The sequence below is a fragment of the Pseudomonas sp. DSP3-2-3 genome, assembly GCF_049898225.1.
GTDB lineage: Bacteria > Pseudomonadota > Gammaproteobacteria > Pseudomonadales > Pseudomonadaceae > Aquipseudomonas.
The window spans coordinates 93730-119874 of the sequence record NZ_JAFCXH010000006.1; the positions used below are offsets into that span (position 1 = coordinate 93730).

Sequence of the window (26145 nt, forward strand, 5' to 3'; positions counted from 1 at the left end):
TGACTACCCTCCATTCCAGACCAAGTCGATTTGATGGAAAGGAGCCGCACATGCCGCACTGGTTGGTGATAGATCTGGAGGCCACCACGGATGAAGGCGGATGGCCAGTGGCAGAAATGGAAATCATTGAAATCGGAGCCACACTGGTCAACCTGAACGGACGCGAACTGGATCACTTCGAGCGCTTCGTCCGACCGGTGCGCCGACCACTGCTGACCAATTTCTGTCGGGAACTGACCCACATCAGCCAAAGCAATATCGACAGCGCCGCGCCGCTAACGGCGGTCTGGCCGTTGTTCGAGCGCTGGCTGAGTCATCATCAGGCGCATATCGTCGGCTGGGCCAGCTGGGGCGATTACGATCGTCAACAGTTCGAGCAGGAATGGCGTCAGCAAGGATTGACCAGCGTCCTGAGCACGTTGCCCCACGTCAATCTCCGGCAACGCTTCGCTCAGGCGCGTCAACTGCAACGTCCGCTGGGCCTCAATGGCGCGCTGCAACTGGCCGGCATGCAATTCAACGGGCAACAGCACCGAGCCTTGGTGGATGCGCGCAACACCGCCCGTCTTCTACCGCTGATTCTGCCCAAGTGAATGCAACGCAACGCTTAAAGCGGGTGACGGCCTTTTATGCGTTGGGCATACTGGCCGGCCCTTTTTAACAGCCCTTTTCGAGGAATCGCCATGTTCAAAGTCAACGAGTACTTCGACGGCACCGTCAAATCCATCGCTTTCAGCCAGGCTGAAGGTCAGGCCACCATCGGCGTCATGGCGGCAGGCGAATACGAATTCGGCACAGCGCAACGGGAAATCATGCACGTCATCTCCGGCAAGCTGAGCGTCAAACTCCCGGACAGCACCGATTGGGAAGATTTCGCCACCGGCAGCCAGTTCAACGTGCCAGCCAACAGCAAGTTCCAACTCAAGGTAGCGGTCGATACGGCTTACCTGTGTGAGTATCGCTAAGCGCCCGTCTGCGCATAATCGGTAGGACCGGCCTCAGCCGGGAGAGCACGTCCTCCCGCTGAAGCCGGTCCTACCGATCATTTACACCACCTCTTCCATCCGCGCATTGAACTGCAACGCTGCCAGTCTCGCGTACAGCGGGTTGCTCGCGATCAATTGCTGATGCGTGCCCACCGCCACTAAACGACCCTGATCGATGACCGCAATCCGGTCAGCGTTCTGCACCGTGGCCAGTCGATGGGCGATCACCAGCGTGGTGCGGCCTTTCATCAGGCTCGGCAGCGCTTGCTGAATCAAATGCTCGCTCTGGGCATCCAGTGCGCTGGTGGCCTCGTCCAGCAGCAGAATCGGCGCATCCACCAACAAGGCACGTGCAATCGCCAGGCGTTGACGCTGCCCGCCGGACAGACCCAACCCGCCATCACCCAGATGGGTCTGATAGCCGTCAGGCATCTGCATGATGAATTCATGAGCGTGAGCGATACGCGCGGCGGCCTCGATCTGCTCGCTGCTTGCGCCGGGATTGCCGTAGCGGATGTTGTCTTCGACGCTGCCGAAAAACAGCGCCGGCGTCTGGGACACCAGCGCAAAGCAGCGGCGCAGGTCCAGTGGATCAAGCTGCGCGATGGGCACACCTTCCAGCAGAATCCGACCTTGCTGGGGATCGTAAAACCGCAGCAGCAGGTCGAACAGCGTCGATTTGCCCGCCCCCGATGGCCCGACCAGCGCCAGAGTTTCACCGGCTGCAATGCTCAAAGTCATGCCATCCACGGCGTTGCGTTCGGGGCGCGACGGGTAGGCGAAGCTGATATTTTCCAGTTCCAGACGACCGCTGACCCGCTCCGGCAATCGCAGTAAATCGCTGGCCGGCGGGGTGATTTCGCTTTTCGCCTGGAGCAGTTCGGAGATGCGCTCGGCAGCGCCTGCTGCACGCTGCAACTCGCCGATCACTTCGCTCAACGTACCGAAGGCGCTGCCAACGATCAGGCTGTAGAACACGAACGCCGCCAGCTCACCGCTGGAAATCGTGCCTTCGATCACGTCCATGCCGCCAACCCACAGCATCACCGCCACAGCGCCCAGGACCAGCACAATCACCAGTGTGATCAGCCACGAGCGCTGCAAAATGCGCTTGCGGGCGGTCTCGAACGCGTCTTCGGCGGTGCGCGCAAAGCGTTGCTTGTCCTGCTGCTGGTGGTTGTAGGCCTGAACCGTCTTGATCTGCCCCAATGCCTCGGCCACGTAGCTGCCGACATCGGCCACCCGATCCTGGCTTTCCCGGGACAGGGCGCGCACTCGACGGCCGAAGATCAAAATCGGCGCCACCACCAATGGCAACGCCACTACAACAATGCTGGTGAGCTTTGGATTGGTGATGAACAGCAAAATGATGCCGCCGATGACCATCAAGGCATTGCGCAGGAACATCGACAGCGACGAGCCGATCACCGATTGCAGCAGCGTGGTATCAGCGGTCAACCGCGACTGAATCTCTGAGCTGCGATTGTTCTCGTAAAAGCCCGGATGCAGGTTGATCAAGTGATCGAACACCCGCTTGCGCAGATCCGCCACCACCCGCTCGCCAATCCACGACACCAGATAGAAGCGTGCGAAGGTGCCGATCGCCAGGCCCAGGATCAGCAGCATGAACAGGCTGATCGACTGATTGAGCAGGTGCGGCGAACGGGTCATGAAGCCTTGATCGACCATCAACTTGATGCCCTGGCCCATGGACAGGGTGATGCCGGCGGTGACAATCAACGCCAACAAGGCACCCAGGGCCTGCCAGCGATACGGCGCGACAAACTGCGAAGCCAGACGAATCGCCTGGCGCTGACGACTGGAAAGCAATGAAGCCATGAAAAATGGACCTGCATAAAGGCTGAAGGCACAGAGCCTACACCCGCGAAGGGCAACGTGGCTCGGGTTTACCGTACGGCGGGGGTAATGAACTTCCAGCGATAAAGTCAGGTCAGTGAGTTATGACCGCTTCGCCGGGGCGCTAGAGAGCATTGATCTAAGCCTGGGCTGGCGGTTTTCTGCCGATTCTGGTGGAGTAAAGACGCGCCGGAGGAGCTGAGGGATGTCACAGCGGATTCATCTGACGCGAGTAGTTTTAGGCGCAACACCTGATGAAGGAGAGAGGCCATGAGCTTGCACGAAAGCAGCAATCAAGTCCCGGTGGTTCGAGCCAATCCTGACCTGCACGTTGGCGGTTCGGTGCTCGACAAGGACGGACGCGAAATCCTGATTACTGAAGAAATGGTTCAGGCCGCGTGTCAGGAATGCGACAAAAACTGGGTAAAACCTGAAAAACAAGATTGAGCCGTACCAAATTTTAGAACCCGACTTCACGTCGGGTTTTTTCTGTCTGGTGTTTGAGCTTCGTCGTTAGAAGTGAGCTTGGTGGGAGCGAGCTTGCTCGCGAAGGGTTTGCGGCTGTGGGAGCTCACGATCAACGCGAGGCAGCGATAGCCGTTTGACTGACACATCGCCTTCGCGGCCGTCGTAACCTCCGAACGCTCCTACAGGGTTTTGTTTGCACCCAACGCCTGCACCACCTGCTCCAGCGCTGCAGATTCGCCATTGATGCGCACCAGCAGGCTGTCGATTTCACGACGCGGCGGATAGTTTTTGCGCAAGGCATCGAAGGCCACCGGCTGGCTGACTGCGCCTACAAGACTGCGGCGGAAATCGGCGTCATCGCGGCGTGGGTCGTAAACCCCTCGGCACAGGGTATTCAACGCCCAGGTCGGGTCGGTCTGCTCGTCCAGGGTCACTTGCGCCAGCCACGGTTTGGGCAGCAGGTCGTCGAGGTTGATTGGCGCGGGTTGTTCGAGAAACCCGCACAATGCCTGATAAATCTGCGCGGTGCCGCGTTGTCGACCGTCCAGGCTGTAGCCGGCGATGTGCGGCGTGGCGATGACGCACAGGTCGGCGAGCGCGGCGTTCACTCGCGGCTCGCCTTCCCAGACATCCAGCACGGCTTGCAGATCTTCGCGTTCCAGCAGCACGTCGTACAAGGCATCGTTATCGACCACCGGGCCACGTGCGGCGTTGATCAGCCAGCAACCCTGTTGTAATTGCTGCAACCGTGGATGATCGAACAAGTGCCAGGTCGGGTGCTCGCCGGTCTTGTCCAGCGGGGTGTGCAGGCTGATGACGTCGCAGCGCTGGACGATTTCATCCAGGCTGACAAAATCGCCCCTTTCGCTCGCTTGCCGAAGCGGGTCGCAGACCAGCAAACTCCAGCCCAGCCCCTTCAAGACGTTAACCAGACGCCCGCCCACCTGACCCGCGCCCACTACACCGTAAGTGCGCTGATTCAGGTCAACGCCTTCTATTTCCGCCAGGGTCAACAGACTGCCGAGTACGTAATCCACCACGCCGCGAGCATTGCAGCCCGGCGCGCTGGACCACTGAATGCCCGCCTCCCGGAAATAATCCAGATCCAGGTGGTCGGTGCCAATCGTGCAGGTGCCGACGAAACGCACCGGGCTGCCCTCCAGCAGTTCGCGAGTGACCGGCGTTACCGAGCGCACCAACAGGATGTCGGCGTCGGCTACCGCTGCGCGGTCAATGGAACGGCCCGGAAAACGCTGGATTTCACCAAAATGGGCGAAAAAAGCGTCGAGCAGCGGAATATTTTCGTCAGCAACAATTCGCATGGTGTACTCCCCGGAAGTCCGCGGCAGTGTAGGCGCTGATCGTTCTGATCGGCCAGCAAACAAATCAGCGGGCCGGAAAACTCAGTCGGCTTTCTTGCGAATCCAGTACACAAAGGTGCCGCCTTCAGCCTGTTGATCGACCAGTTCATGATCGAGAAACACACAGAACTTGGGAATATCGCGCCGGGTTGACGGATCGGTGGCAATCACCTTGAGCAAGCCCCCTGCGGGCAAGTCGCGCACCTTCTGGTGCAGCATCATCACCGGTTCAGGACAGTTGAGACCGCTGGCATCGAGGATAGCGTCAACGGGCAGGGTTTCAATCGATACAGGCATAAAGGGCTCCAGAAGCTGGTGGGCATTGTCGCTTAAATCATTCGGCAGGGCCAACCGATGGTGGGCAGTCATACAGATGCCGCCCTGAATCCGTTGGAGCGAGGCTTGCCCGCGAACATAGAATCTCCAACGAACTTCATTCCAATTCACAAGGTTATATTTCGTTTGATGGTCCTTCAGCCCTTACGCTTACCATCCAGCCGCCGCAAATGGCAGGTCACTTCTTCGCGGTCGTGATACAGCTGTTTGCAACCGATTTCGACACGGATGCCACGCGCTTCAAACCCGTCTTCAATGCGTTGCAACAAACGGCGCACTTCGGCGTAGCGCTGTTTCATTGGCAGTTTGAGGTTGACCACCGCTTCACGGCACAGCCCTTCGCCGATCCAGGTTTCCAGCAAAGCGGCGTTACGCGCAGGCTTTTCGACGATGTCGCACACCATCCAGTCCACCGGATGACGCGGTTTGAAGGTAAAACCATCCGCCATCAAATGCTGCACCAGCCCGGTGTCCATGAGGCTTTCCGCCATCGGGCCGTTATCGATGGCGGTGACCAGCATGCCACGGCGCACCAGTTGATAGGTCCAGCCGCCCGGCGCGGCGCCAAGATCGACGCCGGTCATGTCACCGGACAAACGCTCGTCCCACTGATCGCGGGGGATAAAGTGGTGCCAGGCTTCTTCCAGCTTCAAGGTCGAGCGGCTCGGCGCTTCCCGGGGGAATTTCAGGCGCGGAATACCCATGGGCCACATCGCCGAATTATTCGACTCGGCAACGCCGAGAAAGACTTCGCGGCCGCTCTTGAAAGTCAGCAGCAGGCGCGGCTTGCGCGGGTCGTCCACCAGTTTACCGGCCTCGGTCAGGGCCTTGCGCAGCGGCGCTTCGAACTTGCGGCAGAAATTGGACAGCTCCTTGCCGTCATTGGTGTCGACCACTTCCAGCCACAGGCTGCCGCAGGTCGCAAAATCCGCCATGTGCGACAGGATCACGCTGATGCGATCGGTTTCCGGCAAATCAAGAAACACCCCGCGCGCCCACTGCCGAGGGAAGATCAACTGCGCGAAACGCTGGCCGTTCATCAGGCGTGCTGCGCCGTCGTCTTCGGTGCAGATGAACTCGGCGTAGGCGGCGTTGGGCTTGGCTTTCGCATAACCGGACACATTCAGGCGCGCCGCGTGCTCGGCGATTTCCGAGCAGACTTCACCCTCGAAACCGGGTCGGCAGTGCATAAAAAGGGTGTTCATGGGTATCTCCTGGGCAGCGATCAGACACTTGAGCGCTGCGTCGCCCCGGCGACAAGCCAGGACCCGCTATACGTAAGGGTTAGCCTCAAGGCCGCGAAAGCGGCGCATGATAGCTGAATCAGGAACCACTGGCGCGGGCTACAGGTCCAGTACTACACCAGTCAATGATTGCAGACGGCGCCATAACCGGCTCAACCGGGCAGACGCAAGCCTGCAGCAGATGCCAATCGTCAAGTCCGTTACCGTGCGGACGCGTAAGGAGTAATTTCATGCCCTCCCTCGATAGCCTGAAAAGTCTCAAGACCCTCGAAGTTGCCAACAAGACCTATCACTACTTCAGCCTGCCGGAAGCCGCCAAAACCCTGGGCGACCTGGATAAGCTGCCCATGTCCCTAAAAGTGCTGCTGGAAAACCTGCTGCGCTGGGAAGACGGCAAGACCGTCACCGGAACAGACCTCACCGGTCTCGCAGCCTGGCTCGGCGAGCGGCGTTCCGACCGGGAAATCCAGTACCGCCCGGCGCGGGTATTAATGCAGGACTTTACCGGCGTCCCGGCAGTTGTCGATCTGGCCGCCATGCGCGCAGCCGTTGCCAAGGCGGGCGGCGATCCGCAGCGCATCAATCCATTGTCACCGGTGGACCTGGTCATCGACCACTCGGTGATGGTCGACAAGTTCGGCGACGCCAGCGCCTTCGGGCAGAACGTCGACATCGAGATGCAGCGGAACGGTGAACGCTACGCCTTCCTGCGATGGGGCCAGAGCGCCTTTGACAACTTCAGCGTCGTGCCGCCGGGCACTGGCATCTGTCACCAGGTCAATCTGGAATACCTGGGCCGCACGGTCTGGACCAAAGACGAAGACGGCCGCACTTACGCGTTCCCGGACACGTTGGTTGGCACCGACTCACACACCACCATGATCAACGGCCTCGGTGTCCTTGGCTGGGGCGTGGGCGGTATCGAAGCCGAGGCGGCCATGCTTGGCCAGCCGGTGTCGATGCTGATTCCGGAAGTGATCGGTTTCAAACTCACCGGCAAGCTCAAGGAAGGCATTACCGCGACCGATCTGGTGCTGACGGTCACGCAAATGCTGCGCAAGAAAGGCGTCGTGGGTAAATTCGTCGAGTTCTACGGCGACGGTCTCGCGGACCTGCCGTTGGCGGACCGCGCTACCATTGCCAACATGGCCCCGGAATATGGCGCGACCTGTGGCTTCTTCCCGGTAGATGACATCACCCTGGATTACCTGCGTCTGTCCGGGCGTCCGGACGACACCGTGCAACTGGTGGAAGCCTACTGCAAAGCCCAAGGCCTGTGGCGCGTGTCAGGGCAGGAGCCGCTGTTCACTGACAGCCTGGAGTTGGACATGAGCAGCGTCGAAGCCAGCCTCGCCGGGCCCAAACGTCCGCAGGACCGGGTTGCCTTGCCGGGTGTTGCCCAGGCGTTCACGGACTTTCTCGGCCTGCAATTCAAACCGACTCACAAGGAAGAAGGTCGTCTGGAAAGCGAAGGCGGCGGCGGTGTCGCGGTGGGCAATGCCGATCAGGTCAGCGATGAAGCTGAATATGAATACCAAGGCCACACCTATCGCCTGAAAAACGGCGCAGTGGTGATCGCCGCAATCACGTCCTGCACCAACACCTCGAACCCAAGCGTGATGATGGCGGCTGGCCTGGTGGCGAAAAAAGCTGTCGAGAAAGGCCTGAAAACCAAACCGTGGGTGAAAACCTCGCTGGCGCCAGGCTCCAAAGTGGTGACGGATTACTACAAGGCGGCCGGGCTGACCCAGTATCTGGACGCGCTGGGCTTTGATCTGGTGGGCTATGGCTGCACCACCTGTATCGGCAACTCCGGTCCGCTGCCGGAGCCCATCGAAAAAGCCATTCAGCAATCGGACCTGACCGTAGCGTCGGTGCTGTCCGGCAACCGCAACTTCGAAGGCCGGGTGCATCCGCTGGTCAAGACCAACTGGCTGGCTTCCCCGCCCCTGGTCGTCGCCTATGCGTTGGCTGGCAGTGTGCGCATCGACATCAGCAGCGAGCCCTTGGGCGAAGGTTCCGACGGCCAACCGGTGTACTTGCGGGATATCTGGCCGACGCAGAAGGAAATTGCCAAAGCGGTCGAGCAGGTCAACACCGGCATGTTTCACAAGGAGTACGCCGAAGTATTCGCCGGCGATGAACAGTGGCAGGCAATCGAAGTGCCGCAGGCCGCGACTTATGTGTGGCAGGAGGATTCCACTTACATTCAGCACCCGCCATTTTTCGATGATATCGGCGGCCCTTTGCCGGTGATCGAAGACGTCAAGGGCGCGCGCGTGCTGGCCATGCTCGGTGATTCGGTGACGACCGATCACATTTCCCCTGCTGGCAATATCAAGGCCGACAGCCCGGCCGGGCGTTACCTGCGCCAGAAAGGCGTCGAACCGCGAGATTTCAATTCCTATGGCTCACGACGCGGCAATCATCAAGTGATGATGCGCGGCACCTTCGCCAACATTCGCATCCGCAACGAGATGCTCGGCGGCGAAGAAGGTGGTTATACCCTGCACGTTCCCACTGACGAGAAGTTGTCCATCTACGACGCGGCCATGCGCTATCAGGCCGAAGGCACGCCGCTGGTGGTGATCGCCGGTCAGGAATACGGCACCGGATCGAGTCGCGACTGGGCGGCCAAAGGCACCAATCTGCTGGGCGTCAAAGCGGTGATTGCCGAGAGTTTCGAACGCATCCACCGCTCCAACCTGGTGGGCATGGGCGTATTGCCACTGCAATTCAAAAATGGCCAGAGCCGCAAGAGCCTCAACCTCAACGGCAAGGAAACCCTGAACATCAGCGGCCTGACCCACGCCAACCTGCGGCCCGGCATGGATTTGACCCTGCAGATCACTCGTGAAGACGGGAGCCAGGAACGCCTGGATGTGTTGTGTCGGATCGATACGCTGAACGAAGTCGAGTATTTCAAGGCCGGGGGGATTCTGCACTACGTGCTGCGGCAGTTGATTGCTGCCTGAAGATCGGCGACTAGCGACGTCCGGGATGAATCTTGTAGGAGGGAATTTATTCCCGAAAGGCTCGATCAGGCGCTGGAAATTCATCGGCTGGTCGAATGCCTTACCGGATAAATCCGGTCCCACAAAGATTCAAACAACTGTCAGGGCGATAACCGAACGGATTATCGCCCTGCTTTGATGTAGGCTCTTTCGCAAAATTAACCATCTGGTACATTTTGTGAAAACAGCGTTCACTCTGCTCGAACGCACTCATAACAAGAATCGAGAGCCTATCGCCATGACCTCATCCAAAACCCCTTCGATCCTTGCCGGGCTGATCGGCGCGGGCATTCAGGCTTCGCGCACGCCGGCCTTGCACGAGCACGAAGGCGATGCCCAGGGCATGCGCTATCTCTATCGGTTGATCGACATCGATGCGCTCAAGCTCGACAGCAGCGCCCTGCCGGATTTGCTGCAGGCGGCCCAGCGCATGAGCTTTACCGGGCTGAACATTACGTTCCCGTGCAAACAGGCTGTAATTCCGCTGCTGGACGAACTGTCCAGCGAGGCCTTGGGCATTGGCGCGGTCAATACCGTGGTGTTCAAGGACGGCAAGCGCATCGGCCACAATACCGATTGCCTGGGCTTTGCCGAAGGCTTTCGCCGAGGCCTGCCGGGAGTGCCGCGCAAGCGCGTGGTGCAACTGGGTGCCGGTGGCGCTGGAGCTGCCGTGGCTCATGCGCTGCTGGCCGAAGGTGTCGAGCAACTGATCGTTTTCGAAGTCGACCCGGCGCGGGCACAAAGCCTGGTGGACAACCTCAACGCGCACTTCGGCGCGACACGGGCGCAGGTCGGGCGGGATTTACCCGGCGCGATGGTCAGCGCTGACGGTCTGGTCAACACCACTCCGGTGGGCATGACTAAATTGCCCGGCACGCCGCTGCCACCGGAACTGCTGCATGCCGCGCTGTGGGTCGCAGAGATTATCTATTTCCCGCTGGAAACCGAACTGCTGCGCCATGCCCGGGCGCTGGGCTGCCAAACGCTGGATGGCGGCACCATGGCGGTTTTCCAGGCGGTGAAAGCGTTCGAACTGTTCAGCGGCCAACCTGCCGATGCCGAGCGTATGCAGGCACACTTTCAGCGCATGCACGATTGAGGTTCAGGGTCGCAGGTAGCGCGTCACTGAATCGCAGATCATGTCCTTGTGGCGCTGCCTGACCTGTTCGTCCACCAGATCGATCTGGAAGATTTCCGAAAACGTGTGGCGGTTCGAGATCCGGTAGAAGCAGAACGAGCTGATCATCAGATGCAGATCGATAGCGTCCACGCCCTGACGAAACAGGCCTTCGTTCTCGCCCCGCCGCAGCAGCTTGTCGAGCGTCTCGACGATGTTCTGGCTCAAGGCGCGGATCGTCGGTGATTGTTTGACGTTTTCGCCGTTATGGATATTTTCGATGCAGACGATGCGCACGAAATCGACGTTGCGGTCGTGGTGATCGAAGGTGAATTCAACCAGACGCTGGATGGCCTGCATGGGTTCCAGCGCATCCAGATTCAGCCCGCTTTCGGTGCGGCGAATATCGCCATAGAGCTTCTCCAGCACTTCAGCGTAAAGCTGCTCCTTGCTGTTGAAGTAGTAATAGATCATCCGTTTCGAGGTGTGCGTGCGCTCGGCGATGGCATCGACACGCGCGCCCGACAGCCCTTGCGCGACAAACTCGACAATCGCAGCTTGCAGGATGTTGTCACGGGTCTTTTCCGGGTTGTTCTTGCGGCCCTTGACGGGTACCGGCAAAGGCGCCTCGGCGAGACTGTCTTCGGTAATTTTCATTATTGATTCACGGTTCGGATAAACGATTGGCCGCGTGCATTATGCAGGCGACTGCGTCAAAGATCCCGTCCCCGACGCAGCCACTGAATCAAAGTCGAGCTTGCCGTGCGGCTCCGCTGCGAGCCTTGGCCATTGCGGCCAGACGCACCGCCACGTTTGCGGCGCCGTAACCGACATAACCGTTCTTGCGCTGCAGGATTTCGAAGAAGAATCGATCGTCGAACGATTCGGTGTACACGTGAAACAGCTCGCCGCCCTGGGCATCACGGTCGTACAGCACGTTGTAATAGGCCAGTTCGCTGAGAAATTCGTCGTCGAAGTCGAAGCGCGCAGCCAGATCGTCGTAATAATTGAGTGGGATATCCAGCAGCTGCACGCCCGCCTCTTTCGCACGGCTGACCTGGGCGAAGATGTCTTCGCAGTCAAAGGCGATGTGATGCACGCCCGAGCCGCGATAACTCGACACCGCGTGGGAAATCGCCGTGTTGCGATTCTCGGAGATGTTCAGCGGCAAGCGCACCGTACTGCAACGGCTGCGCAGCGCCCGGCTTTTCACCAGCCCATAAGGGTCCGGCAGCACCACTTCGTCGTCGGCCTCGAAATCCAGCACGGTTTTATAAAACAGCACCCAGCTGTCCAGGCTGTCGGCCGGCAGGGCCATGGCCATGTGATCGATGCGCTGCAAACCGCCGCCCTGCCCAGCGTCCGGGTTAATGACAAAGTCACTGTCGTAGATCGACTGACCCGGTTGAGCCGGCTCGACCAGGTAAATCAGGCTGCCATCCGGTGCGCGCACGGCGGGAATTTCCCGTTCATTGGGCCCGACCAGCCCACGATAGGGCTGGCCTTTGTAAACCCTGGCGCGCTCCAGCGCCGAAGCGCCGTCGTCGACGCGCAACGCAGTGGCGCACAACGAAGGGCCATGGGCCTCGAAGAAACTGTGGGCAAACGAATAGGGTTCAGCGTTGAGCACGATTTTGATATCGCCCTGCCCCATCAGACTGACCGCTTTGGAGCGATGCTGACCCAGTTTGGCGAACCCGAGGTTTTCCAGCCAGCCGGAGAGTTTCGCGCCTTGAGCGTCGTCCACGGCGAACTCCAGGAATTCAACACCGTTGTAGGTACTCGCGGGCGGCGGGCTGAACAGCAGCTCCTGAGGTACTGGCTTTTGCTGCTGCTCAAGCAACAGCCGGGTTTTTTCTTCCAGATACAACAAAGAACGCAGGCCATCGGCGGCATTGGCCCGAGGCGGCGCGGCGCGGAAGCCATCGTTGAAAATTTCCAGGGACAGCGGGCCGCTGTAACCACTTTGCAGAATAGGCGCGAGAAAACCCGGCAGGTCGAATTCGCCCTGGCCGGGGAAGCAGCGAAAATGCCGACTCCACTCCAGCACATCCATGGCCAGCACGGGCGCGTCGGCCATCTGCACGAAGAAAATCTTGTCGCCGGGGATTTGCGCGATACCGCTCGGATCGCCCTTGAGCGACAAGGTGTGAAAACTGTCGAGCAATACGCCGAGTGCCGGATGATCGACCTGACGCACCAGATTCCACACCTGTTGCCAGGTATTCACATGGCGGCCCCAGGCCAGCGCCTCATAACCCACGCGCAACTGTCGGGCACCGGCCCGTTCGGCCAGCAGGCTCAGGTCGTCGCGCAGAATGTTCTCGTCGCCGAGTGAATCGGCGGCGGCGTTGCTGCACACCAGCACCAGATCGGTGCCCAGCTCCTGCATCAAATCGAACTTGCGCTCGGCGCGGTCGAGATTGCGTTGCAGACGCTCCCGACGACAGCCTTCGAAGTCGCGAAATGGCTGGAACAGAGTAATGGCAATGCCCAGATCGGCGCACAGCTGCCGAACATGGCGCGGGCTGCCGTCGTAATACAACAGATCGTTCTCGAAAATCTCCACCCCGTCGAAACCGGCGGCAGCGATGGCTTCAAGTTTTTCCGGCAGGGTCCCGCTCAAGGAAACGGTGGCAATCGAACGTTGCATGCTTGCACTCCTTTGAGATCGCGACCTCTGCGGATCGCGTGTTAATGCTTCTGAACGAATTATTCGCCTCGCCAACCGCCACCGCAAACTAAATGTACCAACTGGTTAGTTTTACGTTCGATAATCGCCCAAAACCCTTTTTAGCCAATTGACGGTGCTGCTCGTGATGCCCAAGATCAGCTGCACATTGTCGGACAGGGTTAATTCTGACGTCGTCATCGCTAATGTATCCAGCTTCAAAAAGCTTGGTTCAAGCTGCCCCATAACAATTTCAATAAGACGGTCAATCGCCATGAACGCTCACCACAACTGCACTGTTTGCCCTTGCGGCCACCCGCCCCGATCATCGGCCTCGTCGACCCAATCAGTTGAACGCTCCTTTATTACTCGCTCAATGGGTATCGGATCGCGCTTCGCCTGATTAAAATCCAGCGCCCTCGAAGAGTGGCCCTTGCAGCATTGACGCTTGCAGGATCGCCCACGGCCCGTCAACGGCCCTTATTCGAGTCGCCTTTTCAGTTCGATCGTGGCCCATGCCGCGATCCTTGAACGGATGGCCAGACCATGCTTTCTACACATTCCACTTCAACGGCGGCCAAGACCGCGCATCCCCATGCCGGTATCGGCGAAAAGATTCGTGGCGCCATGGCCGTGGGCAAGACTCGCTGGGGCATGCTCGCCCTGGTGTTCTTCGCCACGACGCTGAACTACATCGACCGCGCCGCGCTGGGCGTCATGCAGCCCGTTCTCGCCAAGGAAATGGGCTGGACGGCGATGGATTACGCCAATATCAACTTCTGGTTCCAGGTCGGCTACGCCGCAGGGTTCCTGTTGCAAGGCCGCTTTATCGACAAGGTCGGCGTCAAACGCGCGTTCTTCCTCGCGGTATTGCTCTGGAGCGTTGCCACTGGCGCGCACGGCCTGGCCACCTCGGCCGCCGGATTCATGGTCTGTCGCTTCATTCTGGGCCTGACCGAAGCCGCCAACTATCCGGCCTGCGTGAAGACCACCCGGCTGTGGTTCCCCGCTGGCGAACGCGCCATTGCGACTGGCATCTTCAACGCCGGCACCAACGTCGGCGCCATGGTGACCCCTGCCCTGCTGCCCATCATCCTCACCGTTTGGGGCTGGCAGGCTGCGTTTCTGTGCATGGGCCTGCTCGGTTTGAGCTGGGTGGTGATCTGGCGCCTGAAATACTTCAATCCGGACGAGCATCCAACCGTCAGCCAGACTGAACTGGACTACATCCATCAGGCGGTGGAACCCGAGCCGGTCAAGGTTCCGTTCACGCATATCCTGAAAATGCGCGGCACCTGGGCCTTCGCCCTCGCGTATTCGCTGACCGCGCCGGTGTTCTGGTTTTACCTGTACTGGCTGCCGCCTTTCCTCAATCAGCAATACAACCTGGGGATCAGCGTCACACAAATGGGGATTCCGTTGATCCTCATCTGGCTGACGGCAGATTTTGGCAGCATCGGTGGCGGGATTCTTTCGTCCTGGCTGATCGGCCGTGGCATGCGCCCGATTACCGCGCGATTGCTGTCCATGCTGGTATTTGCGATCACCATCATCAGCGTGATCTTTGCGGCCAACGCCAGCGGTCTTTGGGTCGCGGTGCTGGCCATCGCTCTGGCGGTGGGTGCGCATCAGGCCTGGACCGCGAACATCTGGAGCCTGGTGATGGACTACACGCCCAAGCATCTGATCAGCACGGTGTTCGGCTTCGGCGGCATGTGCGCAGCGATTGGCGGCATGTTCATGACGCAGATCGTCGGCGCAGTCCTCACCGCGACCAACAACAATTACAACGTGCTCTTCACCATGATCCCGGCCATGTACTTCATCGCCCTGATCTGGATGTACTTCATGGCGCCGCGCCAGGTTCCGACGATCAAGCAGTAAATAGCTGCACATTTGAAAGGCCGCTTGTTGCAAGCGGCCTTTTTTATGGCAAAAAAACATCACAGGGAAATATCCGACAAACATTTCTTTCAGAAAAAACTGACAAACAACTGGAAATTTTCCTTGCCGATCAGTGAAGCTTGGCGCCGGCAGATGCCCTCGCGTCCGAGCGTGGGCATCTGCGCTCAAGCTCCTACTGAATGGACTCAAGGAACTCCCCATGTTTGCCACGCGCTGGACCAGCCTGACGTTATTGACCCTGGGCTACAGCCTCGCCATTGCCTATGGTCATTTCAGCCTGCCGGTCGTCGTCACCTTTGCGCTGTTGATCATGGCCGGGATCTGCGTGACGCAGTTCAAACAGCGCGCGGTGAAGGGGTTGGGGCATTGTCTGTTCATCGCGCTGGCGGTGGGGCTGGCCAGCCACTGGCTGCCGGGTTTCTTCAGTGAGCGGGTCATCGCCGCGCAACGATTGACGCCGCAGTCCGCGCCTTTTTCCATGTACCTGAATCTGGATAAACCGCTGATCGGATTCTGGATCCTGCTGGCCTGCCCCTGGCTGCTGCGCAACGTCGTCATCGGGCAAGTTGTAAAGACCGCATCATTGACACTGCCCGGCACTGCGTTCGTCTGTTTGAGCGCAGCCATGGCATTGGGACTTATCGGTTGGGACCCGACCTGGCCGGCGCAAAGCTCACTGTGGCTGGCAAACAATCTGTTACTGGTGACATTGACCGAAGAACTACTGTTTCGCGCTTATATTCAGGGAGGCCTGCAACAACTATTCAAACCGCTGCGTTATGGAAGCGCACTGGCACTGGGCTGCGCCGCGCTGCTTTTCGGTTTGACGCATCTGGGCAGCGGATGGCAATGGATGCTGCTCGCGGGCCTGGCGGGCGTCGGCTACGGCCTGGCGTTTCGCTTGGGTGGGTTGCCGGCAGCGGTGATTACCCACTTCGGCGTCAATCTCCTGCATTTCAGCTTTTTCACTTACCCCATGTTTGATCGGTAGACCGCTTGGTTCCACTAGTGGCTATTTGGTCATTTCGACCACACGCTCAATGTATTGGTATTAGTGCCGATAGCATCCCAAAGCCTAGCGGATCGAAGCTCATGCGTAATAACCAGCCCATCACTCAACGCGAACGGACGTTTCCAGCCAATCAGCGGTTGATTTCAACCACTGACGCCCGAGGTGTCATCACCTATTGCAACGACGCTTTCGTTGAGATCAGCGGCTTCTCCCGGGAAGAACTGCTCAAGGCGCCGCACAATACCGTTCGCCATCCCGACGTGCCGGCCGCCGTTTTCGAACATATGTGGACGACACTGAAAAACGGTCTGCCGTGGATGGGCATCGTCAAGAATCGCAGCAAAAACGGCGATCATTACTGGGTCAATGCGTATGTCACACCCATGTTCGAGAACCAGCAGGTAGTCGGCTTCGAATCGGTTCGGGTCAAACCCACCGCCGAGCAGGTCGAACGTGCCGAAGCGCTGTATGGGCGGCTGAACAATGGCAAGTCGGCGATTCCGCGCCGGGACAAGTGGCTGCCGGTGCTGCAGGACTGGTTGCCATTCATCATGGTCAGCCAACTGAGTTTCCTGATCGGCGTCTGGCTCAATTCCCACTGGGGTTTTGCCCTGGCCGCCGGGCTGTCGGTGCCGCTGGGCCTGTTGGGCCTGACCTGGCAACAGCGCGGCATCAAACGTCTGTTGCGCCTGGCGGAACAAACCACATCCGACCCGCTGATTGCGCAAATGTACACCGACAGCCGTGGCCCGCAGGCGCGTCTGGAAATGTCGATCCTCAGCCAGGAAGCGCGGATGAAAACCTGCCTGACGCGCTTGCAGGACACCGCCGAGCAACTCAACGGCCAGGCTCGTCAGTCCAATACCCTGGCCCACGCCAGCTCCACCGGCCTGGAGCGTCAGCGGATCGAAACCGAACAAGTAGCCACCGCCATCAACCAGATGGCCGCCACCACGCAGGAAGTCGCCAGCCACGTACAACGCACCGCTGACGCTACGCAGCAGGCCAACGAGCTGACGCGTCGCGGCCGCGACATCGCCGGGGAAACCCGTGAAGCCATCCAGCGCCTGTCCACTTCCGTGGGTGAAACCGGCCTGACCGTGACCCAACTGGCGAAAGACAGCGATGAAATCGGCGGCGTGGTCGACGTCATCAAAGGCATCGCCGACCAGACCAACCTGCTGGCCCTCAACGCCGCCATCGAAGCCGCACGCGCCGGGGAAATGGGCCGTGGCTTCGCAGTCGTCGCCGACGAAGTCCGCCAACTGGCGCAACGCACCACAGAATCCACCGGCCAGATCCATGGCCTGATCGCCAAGCTGCAACAGACCGCCAACGCCGCAGTGCAAACCATGAACTCCGGCCATCGCCAGGCCGAAGAAGGTGTCGCCAAGGTTCTCGAAGCCGACCAGGCACTGATCGGCATCAGCGAAGCGGTGGCCAACATCACCGACATGACCACGCAGATCGCAGCCGCGACCGAAGAACAAAGCTCGGTGGCCGAAGAAATCAGCCGCAACATCGCCACCATCTCCCACCTGGCCGACCAAACCTCCGAAGAAGCCCAACGCTCGGCAACACTAAGCGGCGAACTGACCAACACTGCCCATTCGCAGTATTCGTTGGTGGAGCGGTTTAATCGGTAGTTTCAGCACGCAATAAAAGAACCCCAATGAACCTGGTTTATTGGGGTTTTTTGTTGGGTGTTTTTTGGGGATGCCCGACGACGGTTTTCAACTAACTCTGGATGAAATTCCTATAGGTGCGAAATCGCACTCCCTGATCCAGACCTGACGAGGGTACTTTACTGACTGCGGCGATTCTCCTCACAAACCTGAACAGAGATAAAAGCTACAAAGTTGGCTACTTGGTGATTACCTATCCAGGCGGCTATGCTCACCCCGTCCTTCAGACCCAGATTCGTATCGATCGAACGCCTCCCGGCGAGCCGCTACTTGCCCCCTACTTCTGCCAAGTATTTCGCTGGCGAATGTAACCGGCAAAATTCCCGGCTATATCGGGATGGAAGTGGGCGATACCCTTTAGACCCTCTGCAACGATACCGTAGGCCCTGCCTACGTCATCGTCGCCGAAAACCTGACCACTCAACCCATCGAGATCACCTTCACCCGTGAGTTCCTTGAAAGCCTCAACAGCGAAGCAGTGAATATCACCTGTCAGATCACCGACCGAGCCGGTAATCGCTCGATTCTCGCGGAGCCGGTTGAATTAACGCTGCAACCCTGATTAAACTTAGTACTCAAACGTATTAAAACTTATTAATCCTGCACGCATTTGCGTGCGGGATTAGTATTAATCCACTGAAGGAAATTTCCTAGGACTATAAAACCCCAAAAATCAGCGCCGCTCATTAGTTCGTCTCCGGCAACAATTGTAGTCCTTGACCTACAGTTTGATCTCGTCAACTCCTACAACCACTTTCAAGACAACAGATTTACCCCCTGTAATTCCTGCACTATACCTAAAAATCATCATTTAAAAATCGCTACTTTATGTCTTCCAGAGAAACAATCAAAAAGTCAGAAACACCCATTTCCAGAGAAATTTTCTGACTTGACGATCAAGCGCTGAAGCAATTTAATGCGCAAAAAAAACCCGCCATGAGCGGCACTGATGAGTTCCAACATCAAACTAGCCAACACAAAACAAGGAAAACAATCAAATGGAAGAAACGCCGCCACACGATAACACCGACAAAAACAAACAACAGGAGACACCCAGCACCGTTGTCGATATATCTCACACCAAGCCGGTCTTAGGAGATATCTCGAATAGTCTGAAAGCGCCCTTTCTGCCGCATGTAAAACCGGACGCGATCAGTTATGAGGAAGTGCACACGGGTGTCTGCGTCCATATTCCAGGATCAGCGAAGATGTTGTTCGGCGACGAGCTGGTGTTCTACTGGGGCGTCAACAGCTCCTCGACTCCCATATTGCTCAAGCACGTAAACTCAAACAGCGTGGTGCGCGTGCTGTGCATCAGTTATCACTTTATTGAGTGCGTGCAATACGGGTTGGTGGATCTGTACTTCGAGGTTTATCGGGACCAGCATTTGATCGGCACATCGCCGGCCTTGGTGGTAACGGTCAACCGCAACTCACCGGTGACTCCCAGGCAACGGCAACGCAAGCGCAATATGATCCGCAGGTACGCGAAAAAACCTGATAAAAACCGCTTCTGACAAAAAAAAAGCAAAACCCCGGTGCAATGCACCGGGGTTCTGATGTTCAGATGCCTAAGACGAACAATTCCTCGTTGGAGATTCTATGTCTGGGGGCAACCGCCAGGCGCTGCAGAAGTATTGTTTGAACCGACGCCTTCCCGGCTAAAGCCGGTCCCACTGGATGACCGCATTTCACCTGTGGGAGCGAGGCTTGCCCGCGAAGAGTCCGGTGCATCCAGCGATTTCCGAATCTGACACAACGCTTTCGCGGGCAAGCTCTCGCTCCAACGGACTTATGAAAACCAAGCATGCCGCCGTTTCAGAGAAACGGCGGCATCCTTTTCAGCTCCTATTGCAGCGCGACGGTCTAGAACGCCAACCTCAACCCGACATTGGCCCCCCACGGTTGCTCGACGTTTTTGCCTTTCATGTAATCAAAGTCAGCATGCAGTTGCAGCCGCTCCGACAGCGATACCGAAACACCCGCGCCCAACTCGGCACGCGAGCCAGACAAATCGTTGCCGAAACGCTTGTCGTTGACTTTGACGTCATTGCTGCGCGAGAACTCCTGCGCCATCGCCACCCGCAGATAAGGTGTCAACACGCCGCCATCCTTGAGGGCGATGCTGCGTCCGGCTGAGGTCCCTACTTTGCCCAACGTCGATTGCGTGCGCTCGTTGTTGGCCTGCATGCCGTTGTCCAGCGTGTAGCTGTCGCCTTGCACCCAGACGCTGGACAACTGCGCGTAGGGTTCGAGGAAATAGCCATCGGCAAAGTTGATGTGCCTGCCGAACTCCAGCGAGCCACCGACAGCGCTGCTTTCATAGTCGCCCTTGGCCTTGGTGCCATCGCTCATGGCCACTTTCGACTCGTTGCGGAAGCGGTTGAGCTTGAGCACGCCGTCCAGGTAGTAGCCATCGTCCAGCAGCCAGGTGCCGTAGCCGCCGACATAGTAGCTGTCGACATTGCCCGTGGTACCACGACTCAGGTCCAGGTCATTCTTGCTGTAACCGGCCATCACGCCCAGCGACAACTCGCCGATGCCCACTTGCAGCGGCGCATCAACACCCAGGGTCAAGCCGCTCTGCTTCTGCTGGTAGTCCACGCCATCACCGGTCGAGGCGTTGAAACGGCTGCCGTAGCTGCGCATCCATGCGCCGCCCAATGGCTTGCCGCGCACCTCGCCCATGCGACTGCGCAAAGTAGTCAGCTCGCTGTTCCAGATGTTCGGCGCCGCGTTGAACAGCGCCAGCACACTTTGCGTCGACGGGCTGATGGTCTTGCCGGAACCAACAATGAACCAGTCATCGCCGCGCTGCTCCAGCTCGTAGGAATACACCCCAAGATCCGCCTTGCCACCCAGCAGACCAAACTGCGCATCCCCGCCTTCGGTATCCACCACCATCAAGGGCTCAACTTCAGGCGTTACCAACTCCAGCCCGGTGTTCTGCACCTTCAACGTGTGATTACCGTTGGCCTGACCGTTCACCTTGAGCAAATCTCCGGAATGGTTATCCAGATTAATGCGCATATCGAACGTGCCGTTGCCGGACAACTCGCCGAGGGTCAGCGTTTTGAAAGCGCCCTCCCCAAAACTCACCCGCCCGCCATTCATAGACAAAGCCTTGACGTTACTGTCATCCACCATCTGCCAACTCGCCCCGGAAGTAATCGCCAACGTGTTGCTGTTGATGATATTACCGGTGAGCTGCGCGTAGTTTTGCAGAGTGACGTTTAGGGTGCTGGTGTCATCGGCGGTTAGGTTGCCGTTTAGGCGGCTGTCGTCGACTTTCAGCCGAGTCGTGCCTGATCCTTCGACCTGCAAAAGGTTACCGTTGCCGGCGAAGAGATCAGCGCCGTTACGTATTTCGATATCCGTGTCAATTTTAGAGGCATTAACAAATATCGCCGCACCTATCACACCTCGGACGACCGACTCGTCAATGATTACGATATTACCTCCCAAAAAACCCGAGGGTACGTTATCAATGATTTTTATCCCTTGCTGTGTGCCTTCGATAAAACTTTTTTGGATGGCTTGCAACGACCCACCACTTACCCTTACACCCTCCCCCTCAACAGTCTTGCTATCGCTTCTCCCATGAACACTTGTGCCGCTTAAGCTCACAAGACTCACGGGGCCGACTACGACCCCAGCACCGACGCCCGATACAGTGCTGTCTTCAACAATCACATTCGAACCGGGTCCTATGCCATTCGTTGTACTGGTGCTCGATCTAATTGCCTCTCCGAGGTCATTGAATATTGCGCTATCTCGCACAACAGCCGCACCATCGTTAACCCACAAACCTTCGCGAACATTTGCACTATTTACATTAGCTTTAGATAAGGATGTAACCACAATTGCATTAACTACAGCCCCATCAAATACATTTAACACGCCTTTATTTTTGACTGAATAGCTATCTGGAAGGCGTGAGGCATATACATCTTCAATCCTGCCATCAACTATTACTTCTTTAACATTATTATCATCGAATATATCAATCTTTGCTGGCACTGACTGCACAATAGGTCCGTGACTGTCAATATCATTAACAGTGACAGCCGATATCACATGACCATTTAGATCTGCTGCCATACCGAGACCTGAACTTGCGCCCATAAAAATTCCTATCATGGCCACTTTGAATTTAGGCACTAGGCTTATGCCCCGCCTTATCATCAACATAGATCTCTCCGCTCTTAGTGAGGAATTACTTTCGCAGAGAGCAGCGCTTTGAAACACCTACGCAGAAACTGGTAAATTGTAGGATATTTCTCAAATGCAAGCAGGAACAAAATTACGGACTACAGGCTATTGTAGGAAGCATGTTTCTAATTGTTTCTTCAATGCCAAGCCCGGCCCATAAGATTTTTCCAGTTCCTATGGGCACCATACGAAAAATAGAAAATAATTAACGCCTGACGTATTGACAGGCAACGAAAAAGCCGATTAGTTAAAAATGGAGACAGCAGCCAAAGCTGCGATCTTACATGATTGATAGATTAGTTCTGTATCGCCATTAGCCTATATCCCGCCGTTGCGGTAGGTGAACTTCAACGTCAATGACAGACAGTGATGGCATGCACTCATATAACCAAGAGGCAGTTTTATGAAAATCTCAAATAAACACCCGACGTCCAATCCTATGCGTAACTTTCGAAAAGTTTCACTGGAGCTAGAACTACCTAGAGTAGAAGTCGCATTCCATGACGAAGACAGTGAAGGGTTGTTACCAATCAGCGCACTGGCTAAACCAGTACGAGTTGACCTTAAAGTATGGCTTACTGCAGTCCCGGATGATCTGTACCAAATTTACTGGGACGAAGCTTGCGTAGGGGAACCAAAATTAATTTCCAGCGATCAACAAATTGGCGACCCACTCTTTTTGGAGATACCAGTAGAATTTTTGACTGAGGGCGTACACAAGCTCGCCTATCAGACAACCAATCATGAGAATGGTGTGACGGAAGAATCACTCCCGATTAGAATTGAGGTGGATTTAACGCCGCCCGGTAAACCTCAGCTAGGACCTATAAAATTCCCTCCAGAAGTAGACGGTGGCCTGACGTCAAACGAGCTTACGCAGTTGGGCGACAAGCTGGATGTTGAAATCGGCAGCTATACAGGAATGGCAAAGCATGACGTGATTCGAACCTTCTGGGGAGATATCGAAGGACTAGGAGCAATCGTCGATGCCGATGACATGGGCGTTCAACGCGTCATTATTACCTACACAAGAGAGTTTCTGGAAACCCTTGGTGACTTTAATGGAGTGGTGAGCTATACGATCAACGACCGTGCGGGAAACCTATCTGCTCGCTCGCTTGGCATATTTATACATCTCCTGTTGAAGGAAGCGCCAAACGACTTTCCCGCACCTATCATCGACCCGACGGTTGGAGATTTGATAGATCACGCAGAGGCGAAAGCCGGCATCAACGTCGATATTCCCGGATATCCCGGTGCCGAGCCTTTGGATTTGATCACCTTACATTGGGGTGAGGGAAATTCCTCTTCTCCCTTTCCTCTACCTGAGGGGAATGAAGGCGAAGATGTTGTTCTATCCATTCTCGTGCCATATGAAACCATTGCAGTTGAACCCGTAGGAAGCCCTCGCATTACTTATGATGTTGTCCGGCAGGGAAAATTATTGGGTAGCTCGCTACCTAGCATTATCGATGTTTTTCTCACGCGTCCAGTGGAAGAGGCTTTGGAAGCGCCTGTCGTCCAGGGCACCAGCGTAACCAGTCCCAATACCGATGACAATTTTATCGACGAAGACGATTACGAACTAAATGGTCGCGCCATTATTCAGTGGAGGGACAAATTTGAACTTAGCGACGACCTCAATTTATATTGGGGCCAGGAATTCGTACCGCAGTGGTATCAAATCAAGGCAAGCGATATTGCCGCAGCGCGAGACTTGAATGTCCCTATTCCGAACTCTATTATAAAAGCTCAAGGTACCGGAGCTGAAATTCCGGTTAGATATACGCTCACTCGTTTCGACAACCCCAATCCCGCTGGCTCTCCTACCCAGTTGGTAATTGTACGATCCAAGGAGGAAACCCCTGGAGGCGTAGATGGTTTGAATGGACCAACCTTCAACACCCACGAGAATGGTGTCGTCGGGCCTATTGAAAATCCTGATGGAGCAGAAGTCACCATCGTGCCTTATACCAACATTCTGAAAAATCAAATCATTCAGTTTACCTTCGTAGGCTTCGATGATGACAATAACCCAATCGTAGATGCCGGCTTCTACGGTGAACGCGAGCTGGACTCCAACGACGTGGCCAATGGTTATAGATTCAAGATTCCGGGCGCGAATCTCAAACGCGTATGTGTCGGTTATGGTGAAGCCTCTTATAAAGTTCTACCAGCTGAGGATAGCAACCAAAGCCCTGCTACGTCCCGCGTGACCAGGGTTAGAATCAACATGAGCAAACCCACATCTGGTTGCAACTGGAAAATCTAACACTAAACCTTTAAAGCTTAGCTATTTAACCTACATTAGCTAAGCCCAAAATATGAGGAATAACTATGAGCAACTTAAAAAACCGCAAGGAAAGTCAACTGCAGAATTTCGGCACTGAAGACCTTGTAGCGCCTACTATCAAAATTGCTTTGAATGATGAAGGTTTGCTGCCTGTCCATGAACTCGAAAAACCAGTATCCGTAACTTTCCCGCTTGGATCCAACGCTGTCCTAGGAACTGCTTATCAACTTCTATGGAATGGAGGCGGGACTGGACCCGTTAAATTCGTTCAGGCGGGAGACAATCCGGGCGATCTAATGAATTTAGAAATCCCTGTGTCCGTACTCTCTGCCGGTCGGCATCGGGTAGCCTACCAACTAACGAACCCTGAAAACGGCGTTAAAGTTGATTCGCCGTCAGCACCTGTTCATGTCGACAGAAGGCCCCCAGGAAGTCCACAACTCGGCCCCATCATCTTCCCGCCGGCTGTCCAGGACGGTCTGACATCATCGGAACTCGAAAGCATGAACAATGTACTAGTCGGCCAAATAGCCGGTTATACAGGCATGCAGGAACACGATTTGGTCCAGAGCTATTGGAACAGCGTCGCAGGCCCGACTGTGGTGGTTGATAAAGACGACATGGGACTGAAGCGAGTTAATGTTGGATTTTCCAGGCGGTTTTTAGAAGCCATCGGTGACATCGAAGCACCCGTTCACTACACCGTGACAGACCTGGCCGGCAATGTTTCGATCGTCTCCGACCCGGTTTTCGTCAAGCTTCAGCTTTCTGTCTTGCCTGTACTGCCAGTGCCGTCTGTAAAGGAAGCTAATGGGAATACGCTTGACCCAGCCAATGCAACCCGTGGTGCAACAGTTCTGATGGGGGCTAGCGCGGAGTTGAAGCTGAACGACCGAGTGCTTGTACAGTGGGAGGGGCCTAAGGGAAGCGATGCCAAGGAAAAAGTGATTGCCCAGGCGGATGTAGGGAAGGAGTTGGCATTGTTATTTGCAGCTGCCTTGGTAACTGTCAACGAAGGAGAAGCAGTTTCGATATCCTACGTGGTCAGTCGCAGCAACGGTGCCGAGCAACAATCTGATCCGCTCCTCCTGCAGATCCAACGCGGTCTCCAACAACTACCAGCACCTAGCATGGATACGGTCGGCGCTGACGGTCTTTTGATTCCCGGAAAAATCCCCGAATCCGGCGCAACTGTCCGCGTTGCCTATCAGGATATGCAGGCCGCAGACAGCGTGATCGTCAGCTGGAAAGGCGTCACTGCACACGACACTCCGCCGCAATTGGTGGGCAGTGCAGCACAGTTAAAATTCATCCTGCCTAAACCCCTCATCACCGCGACTGCCGGCAAACCCGCCACAGTGACCTACACTGCGACCCGCGCCAGCAACGCGGTGCTGTCAAATCCGTTGCAATTGACCGTCAGCCCGTCACTGGAGTTCGATGCTTCGCCCGTTACTCTGGCCGGCAAGATTTATCTGCTGCCGCATTACTCCGGCTTGCTTCCCGCGTTCCCGGACGGCACAACGGTGCAGCGGGTTGCCAGTGGCGGGCAGGCGCCTTATGTGTACAGTTCAAGTGACCCGTTGGTAGCCGTGGTCGATGAAACGGGGCTGACTTCGGTGCGCGGAAGGGGTGAAGCGGTCATTTCAGTGACTGATGCGCTGGGCATAACCGCGAGCTACCCAGTTACCGTGACCGGCGTGATTCATTGCATCGGTCTGGGCAACAGCACCTCCAACCCTATCTTCATCGCCGCCGCCAATGCCGGCGCACGGATTCCCTCCATTGAGGAACTGCGGGAGATATTCCAGGCCTACGGCGGTCGCTGGCCAATGGGCAATAACACTTACTGGTCATCGACTGTCACCTCCCAGAGTTTGCTGGGAACCTGGTATTGGGTGAAAAACCTGGTATTGGGCCAGGAAGTCCAGACCAAGCATTCGCAGTACAGCAATGGCGTCGGCCTTCGCTAGCATGACCCGGA

19 protein-coding genes are annotated in these 26145 nt (G+C 56.7%); 11 read left to right on the forward strand and 8 right to left on the reverse strand.

The features are described from left to right. Positions 1-50 precede the first annotated feature (50 nt). The gene (locus ACP7E4_RS09345; RefSeq protein WP_426113355.1) at positions 51-593 is read left to right on the forward strand and encodes an exonuclease domain-containing protein; all 543 of its coding nucleotides are present in this window, start codon (positions 51-53) and stop codon (positions 591-593) included. Positions 594-683: 90 nt separating this feature from the next. Then, positions 684-965, forward strand: a complete 282-nt coding sequence (locus ACP7E4_RS09350; protein WP_065836306.1) for a pyrimidine/purine nucleoside phosphorylase — start codon at positions 684-686, stop codon at positions 963-965. Positions 966-1046: 81 nt separating this feature from the next. Here ACP7E4_RS09350 and ACP7E4_RS09355 read toward each other — a convergent pair whose 3' ends face one another. Then, positions 1047-2825: an ABC transporter transmembrane domain-containing protein gene (locus tag ACP7E4_RS09355; RefSeq protein ID WP_426113353.1), complete on the reverse strand. Its 1779-nt coding sequence runs from the start codon at positions 2823-2825 to the stop codon at positions 1047-1049. A 288-nt stretch (positions 2826-3113) separates the two neighbouring features. Between ACP7E4_RS09355 and ACP7E4_RS09360 the strand changes: the two genes are divergently transcribed. After that, positions 3114-3290: a PA1571 family protein gene (locus tag ACP7E4_RS09360; RefSeq protein ID WP_426113351.1), complete on the forward strand. Its 177-nt coding sequence runs from the start codon at positions 3114-3116 to the stop codon at positions 3288-3290. Positions 3291-3490: 200 nt separating this feature from the next. Here ACP7E4_RS09360 and pdxB read toward each other — a convergent pair whose 3' ends face one another. The 3 genes from pdxB to rlmM all read right to left on the reverse strand — a co-directional run bounded on the left by pdxB (position 3491) and on the right by rlmM (position 6213). Then, complete coding sequence (gene pdxB / locus ACP7E4_RS09365; protein WP_426113349.1) at positions 3491-4633, reverse strand: 4-phosphoerythronate dehydrogenase PdxB; 1143 nt, start codon at positions 4631-4633, stop codon at positions 3491-3493. Between the two features lie 81 nt (positions 4634-4714). Then, positions 4715-4969 carry a sulfurtransferase TusA gene (gene tusA, locus ACP7E4_RS09370; RefSeq protein WP_426113347.1) on the reverse strand — a complete coding sequence of 85 codons (255 nt, stop codon included), beginning with the start codon at positions 4967-4969 and terminating at the stop codon, positions 4715-4717. A gap of 176 nt (positions 4970-5145) precedes the next feature. After that, the gene (gene rlmM / locus ACP7E4_RS09375; protein WP_426113345.1) at positions 5146-6213 is read right to left on the reverse strand and encodes a 23S rRNA (cytidine(2498)-2'-O)-methyltransferase RlmM; all 1068 of its coding nucleotides are present in this window, start codon (positions 6211-6213) and stop codon (positions 5146-5148) included. A 269-nt stretch (positions 6214-6482) separates the two neighbouring features. Here rlmM and acnA point away from each other — a divergent pair, with 269 nt between their 5' ends. Together acnA and ACP7E4_RS09385 are read left to right on the forward strand one after the other, a co-directional pair. After that, entirely contained in the window at positions 6483-9227 is a 2745-nt protein-coding gene (gene acnA / locus ACP7E4_RS09380; protein WP_426113343.1) for an aconitate hydratase AcnA, read from the forward strand. Between the two features lie 277 nt (positions 9228-9504). After that, a complete protein-coding gene (locus tag ACP7E4_RS09385; RefSeq protein ID WP_426113341.1) occupies positions 9505-10365 on the forward strand; it encodes a shikimate dehydrogenase in 861 nt (286 codons plus the stop codon). A gap of 3 nt (positions 10366-10368) precedes the next feature. Here ACP7E4_RS09385 and ACP7E4_RS09390 read toward each other — a convergent pair whose 3' ends face one another. From ACP7E4_RS09390 to ACP7E4_RS09400, 3 genes are all read right to left on the reverse strand, one after another. Further along, positions 10369-11040 carry a TetR/AcrR family transcriptional regulator gene (locus ACP7E4_RS09390; RefSeq protein ID WP_426113339.1) on the reverse strand — a complete coding sequence of 224 codons (672 nt, stop codon included), beginning with the start codon at positions 11038-11040 and terminating at the stop codon, positions 10369-10371. An 88-nt stretch (positions 11041-11128) separates the two neighbouring features. Next, complete coding sequence (quiC, locus tag ACP7E4_RS09395) at positions 11129-13036, reverse strand: 3-dehydroshikimate dehydratase QuiC (protein WP_426113337.1); 1908 nt, start codon at positions 13034-13036, stop codon at positions 11129-11131. A 111-nt stretch (positions 13037-13147) separates the two neighbouring features. Further along, complete coding sequence (locus tag ACP7E4_RS09400) at positions 13148-13330, reverse strand: hypothetical protein (RefSeq protein ID WP_426113335.1); 183 nt, start codon at positions 13328-13330, stop codon at positions 13148-13150. A gap of 270 nt (positions 13331-13600) precedes the next feature. Between ACP7E4_RS09400 and ACP7E4_RS09405 the strand changes: the two genes are divergently transcribed. The 4 genes from ACP7E4_RS09405 (at position 13601) to ACP7E4_RS09420 (ending at position 19173) form a co-directional block, all read left to right on the forward strand. Then, entirely contained in the window at positions 13601-14938 is a 1338-nt protein-coding gene (locus tag ACP7E4_RS09405) for an MFS transporter (RefSeq protein WP_426113333.1), read from the forward strand. Between the two features lie 220 nt (positions 14939-15158). After that, entirely contained in the window at positions 15159-15950 is a 792-nt protein-coding gene (locus ACP7E4_RS09410) for a CPBP family intramembrane glutamic endopeptidase (protein WP_426113331.1), read from the forward strand. 101 nt (positions 15951-16051) lie between these two features. Then, complete coding sequence (locus ACP7E4_RS09415) at positions 16052-17617, forward strand: methyl-accepting chemotaxis protein (RefSeq protein ID WP_426113329.1); 1566 nt, start codon at positions 16052-16054, stop codon at positions 17615-17617. Between the two features lie 1037 nt (positions 17618-18654). Then, positions 18655-19173 carry a hypothetical protein gene (locus ACP7E4_RS09420; protein WP_426113327.1) on the forward strand — a complete coding sequence of 173 codons (519 nt, stop codon included), beginning with the start codon at positions 18655-18657 and terminating at the stop codon, positions 19171-19173. A 349-nt stretch (positions 19174-19522) separates the two neighbouring features. Here the strand turns inward: ACP7E4_RS09420 and ACP7E4_RS09425 are convergent, their stop codons facing one another. Then, the gene (locus tag ACP7E4_RS09425; RefSeq protein ID WP_426113586.1) at positions 19523-21436 is read right to left on the reverse strand and encodes an autotransporter outer membrane beta-barrel domain-containing protein; all 1914 of its coding nucleotides are present in this window, start codon (positions 21434-21436) and stop codon (positions 19523-19525) included. A gap of 835 nt (positions 21437-22271) precedes the next feature. Here ACP7E4_RS09425 and ACP7E4_RS09430 point away from each other — a divergent pair. Together ACP7E4_RS09430 and ACP7E4_RS09435 are read left to right on the forward strand one after the other, a co-directional pair. Next, entirely contained in the window at positions 22272-24140 is a 1869-nt protein-coding gene (locus ACP7E4_RS09430) for a hypothetical protein (RefSeq protein WP_426113325.1), read from the forward strand. A gap of 65 nt (positions 24141-24205) precedes the next feature. Further along, positions 24206-26134, forward strand: coding sequence for a hypothetical protein (locus ACP7E4_RS09435; RefSeq protein ID WP_426113323.1), 1929 nt, complete (start codon positions 24206-24208; stop codon positions 26132-26134). Positions 26135-26145 lie beyond the last annotated feature (11 nt).

Coding starts and splice junctions, on each gene's coding strand:
- ACP7E4_RS09345 (WP_426113355.1), top strand. CDS start 51: ATGCCGCACTGGTTGGTGATAGATCTGGAGGCCACCACGGATGAAGGC.
- ACP7E4_RS09350 (WP_065836306.1), top strand. CDS start 684: ATGTTCAAAGTCAACGAGTACTTCGACGGCACCGTCAAATCCATCGCT.
- ACP7E4_RS09355 (WP_426113353.1), bottom strand. CDS start 2,825: ATGGCTTCATTGCTTTCCAGTCGTCAGCGCCAGGCGATTCGTCTGGCT.
- ACP7E4_RS09360 (WP_426113351.1), top strand. CDS start 3,114: ATGAGCTTGCACGAAAGCAGCAATCAAGTCCCGGTGGTTCGAGCCAAT.
- pdxB (WP_426113349.1), bottom strand. CDS start 4,633: ATGCGAATTGTTGCTGACGAAAATATTCCGCTGCTCGACGCTTTTTTC.
- tusA (WP_426113347.1), bottom strand. CDS start 4,969: ATGCCTGTATCGATTGAAACCCTGCCCGTTGACGCTATCCTCGATGCC.
- rlmM (WP_426113345.1), bottom strand. CDS start 6,213: ATGAACACCCTTTTTATGCACTGCCGACCCGGTTTCGAGGGTGAAGTC.
- acnA (WP_426113343.1), top strand. CDS start 6,483: ATGCCCTCCCTCGATAGCCTGAAAAGTCTCAAGACCCTCGAAGTTGCC.
- ACP7E4_RS09385 (WP_426113341.1), top strand. CDS start 9,505: ATGACCTCATCCAAAACCCCTTCGATCCTTGCCGGGCTGATCGGCGCG.
- ACP7E4_RS09390 (WP_426113339.1), bottom strand. CDS start 11,040: ATGAAAATTACCGAAGACAGTCTCGCCGAGGCGCCTTTGCCGGTACCC.
- quiC (WP_426113337.1), bottom strand. CDS start 13,036: ATGCAACGTTCGATTGCCACCGTTTCCTTGAGCGGGACCCTGCCGGAA.
- ACP7E4_RS09400 (WP_426113335.1), bottom strand. CDS start 13,330: ATGGCGATTGACCGTCTTATTGAAATTGTTATGGGGCAGCTTGAACCA.
- ACP7E4_RS09405 (WP_426113333.1), top strand. CDS start 13,601: ATGCTTTCTACACATTCCACTTCAACGGCGGCCAAGACCGCGCATCCC.
- ACP7E4_RS09410 (WP_426113331.1), top strand. CDS start 15,159: ATGTTTGCCACGCGCTGGACCAGCCTGACGTTATTGACCCTGGGCTAC.
- ACP7E4_RS09415 (WP_426113329.1), top strand. CDS start 16,052: ATGCGTAATAACCAGCCCATCACTCAACGCGAACGGACGTTTCCAGCC.
- ACP7E4_RS09420 (WP_426113327.1), top strand. CDS start 18,655: ATGGAAGAAACGCCGCCACACGATAACACCGACAAAAACAAACAACAG.
- ACP7E4_RS09430 (WP_426113325.1), top strand. CDS start 22,272: ATGAAAATCTCAAATAAACACCCGACGTCCAATCCTATGCGTAACTTT.
- ACP7E4_RS09435 (WP_426113323.1), top strand. CDS start 24,206: ATGAGCAACTTAAAAAACCGCAAGGAAAGTCAACTGCAGAATTTCGGC.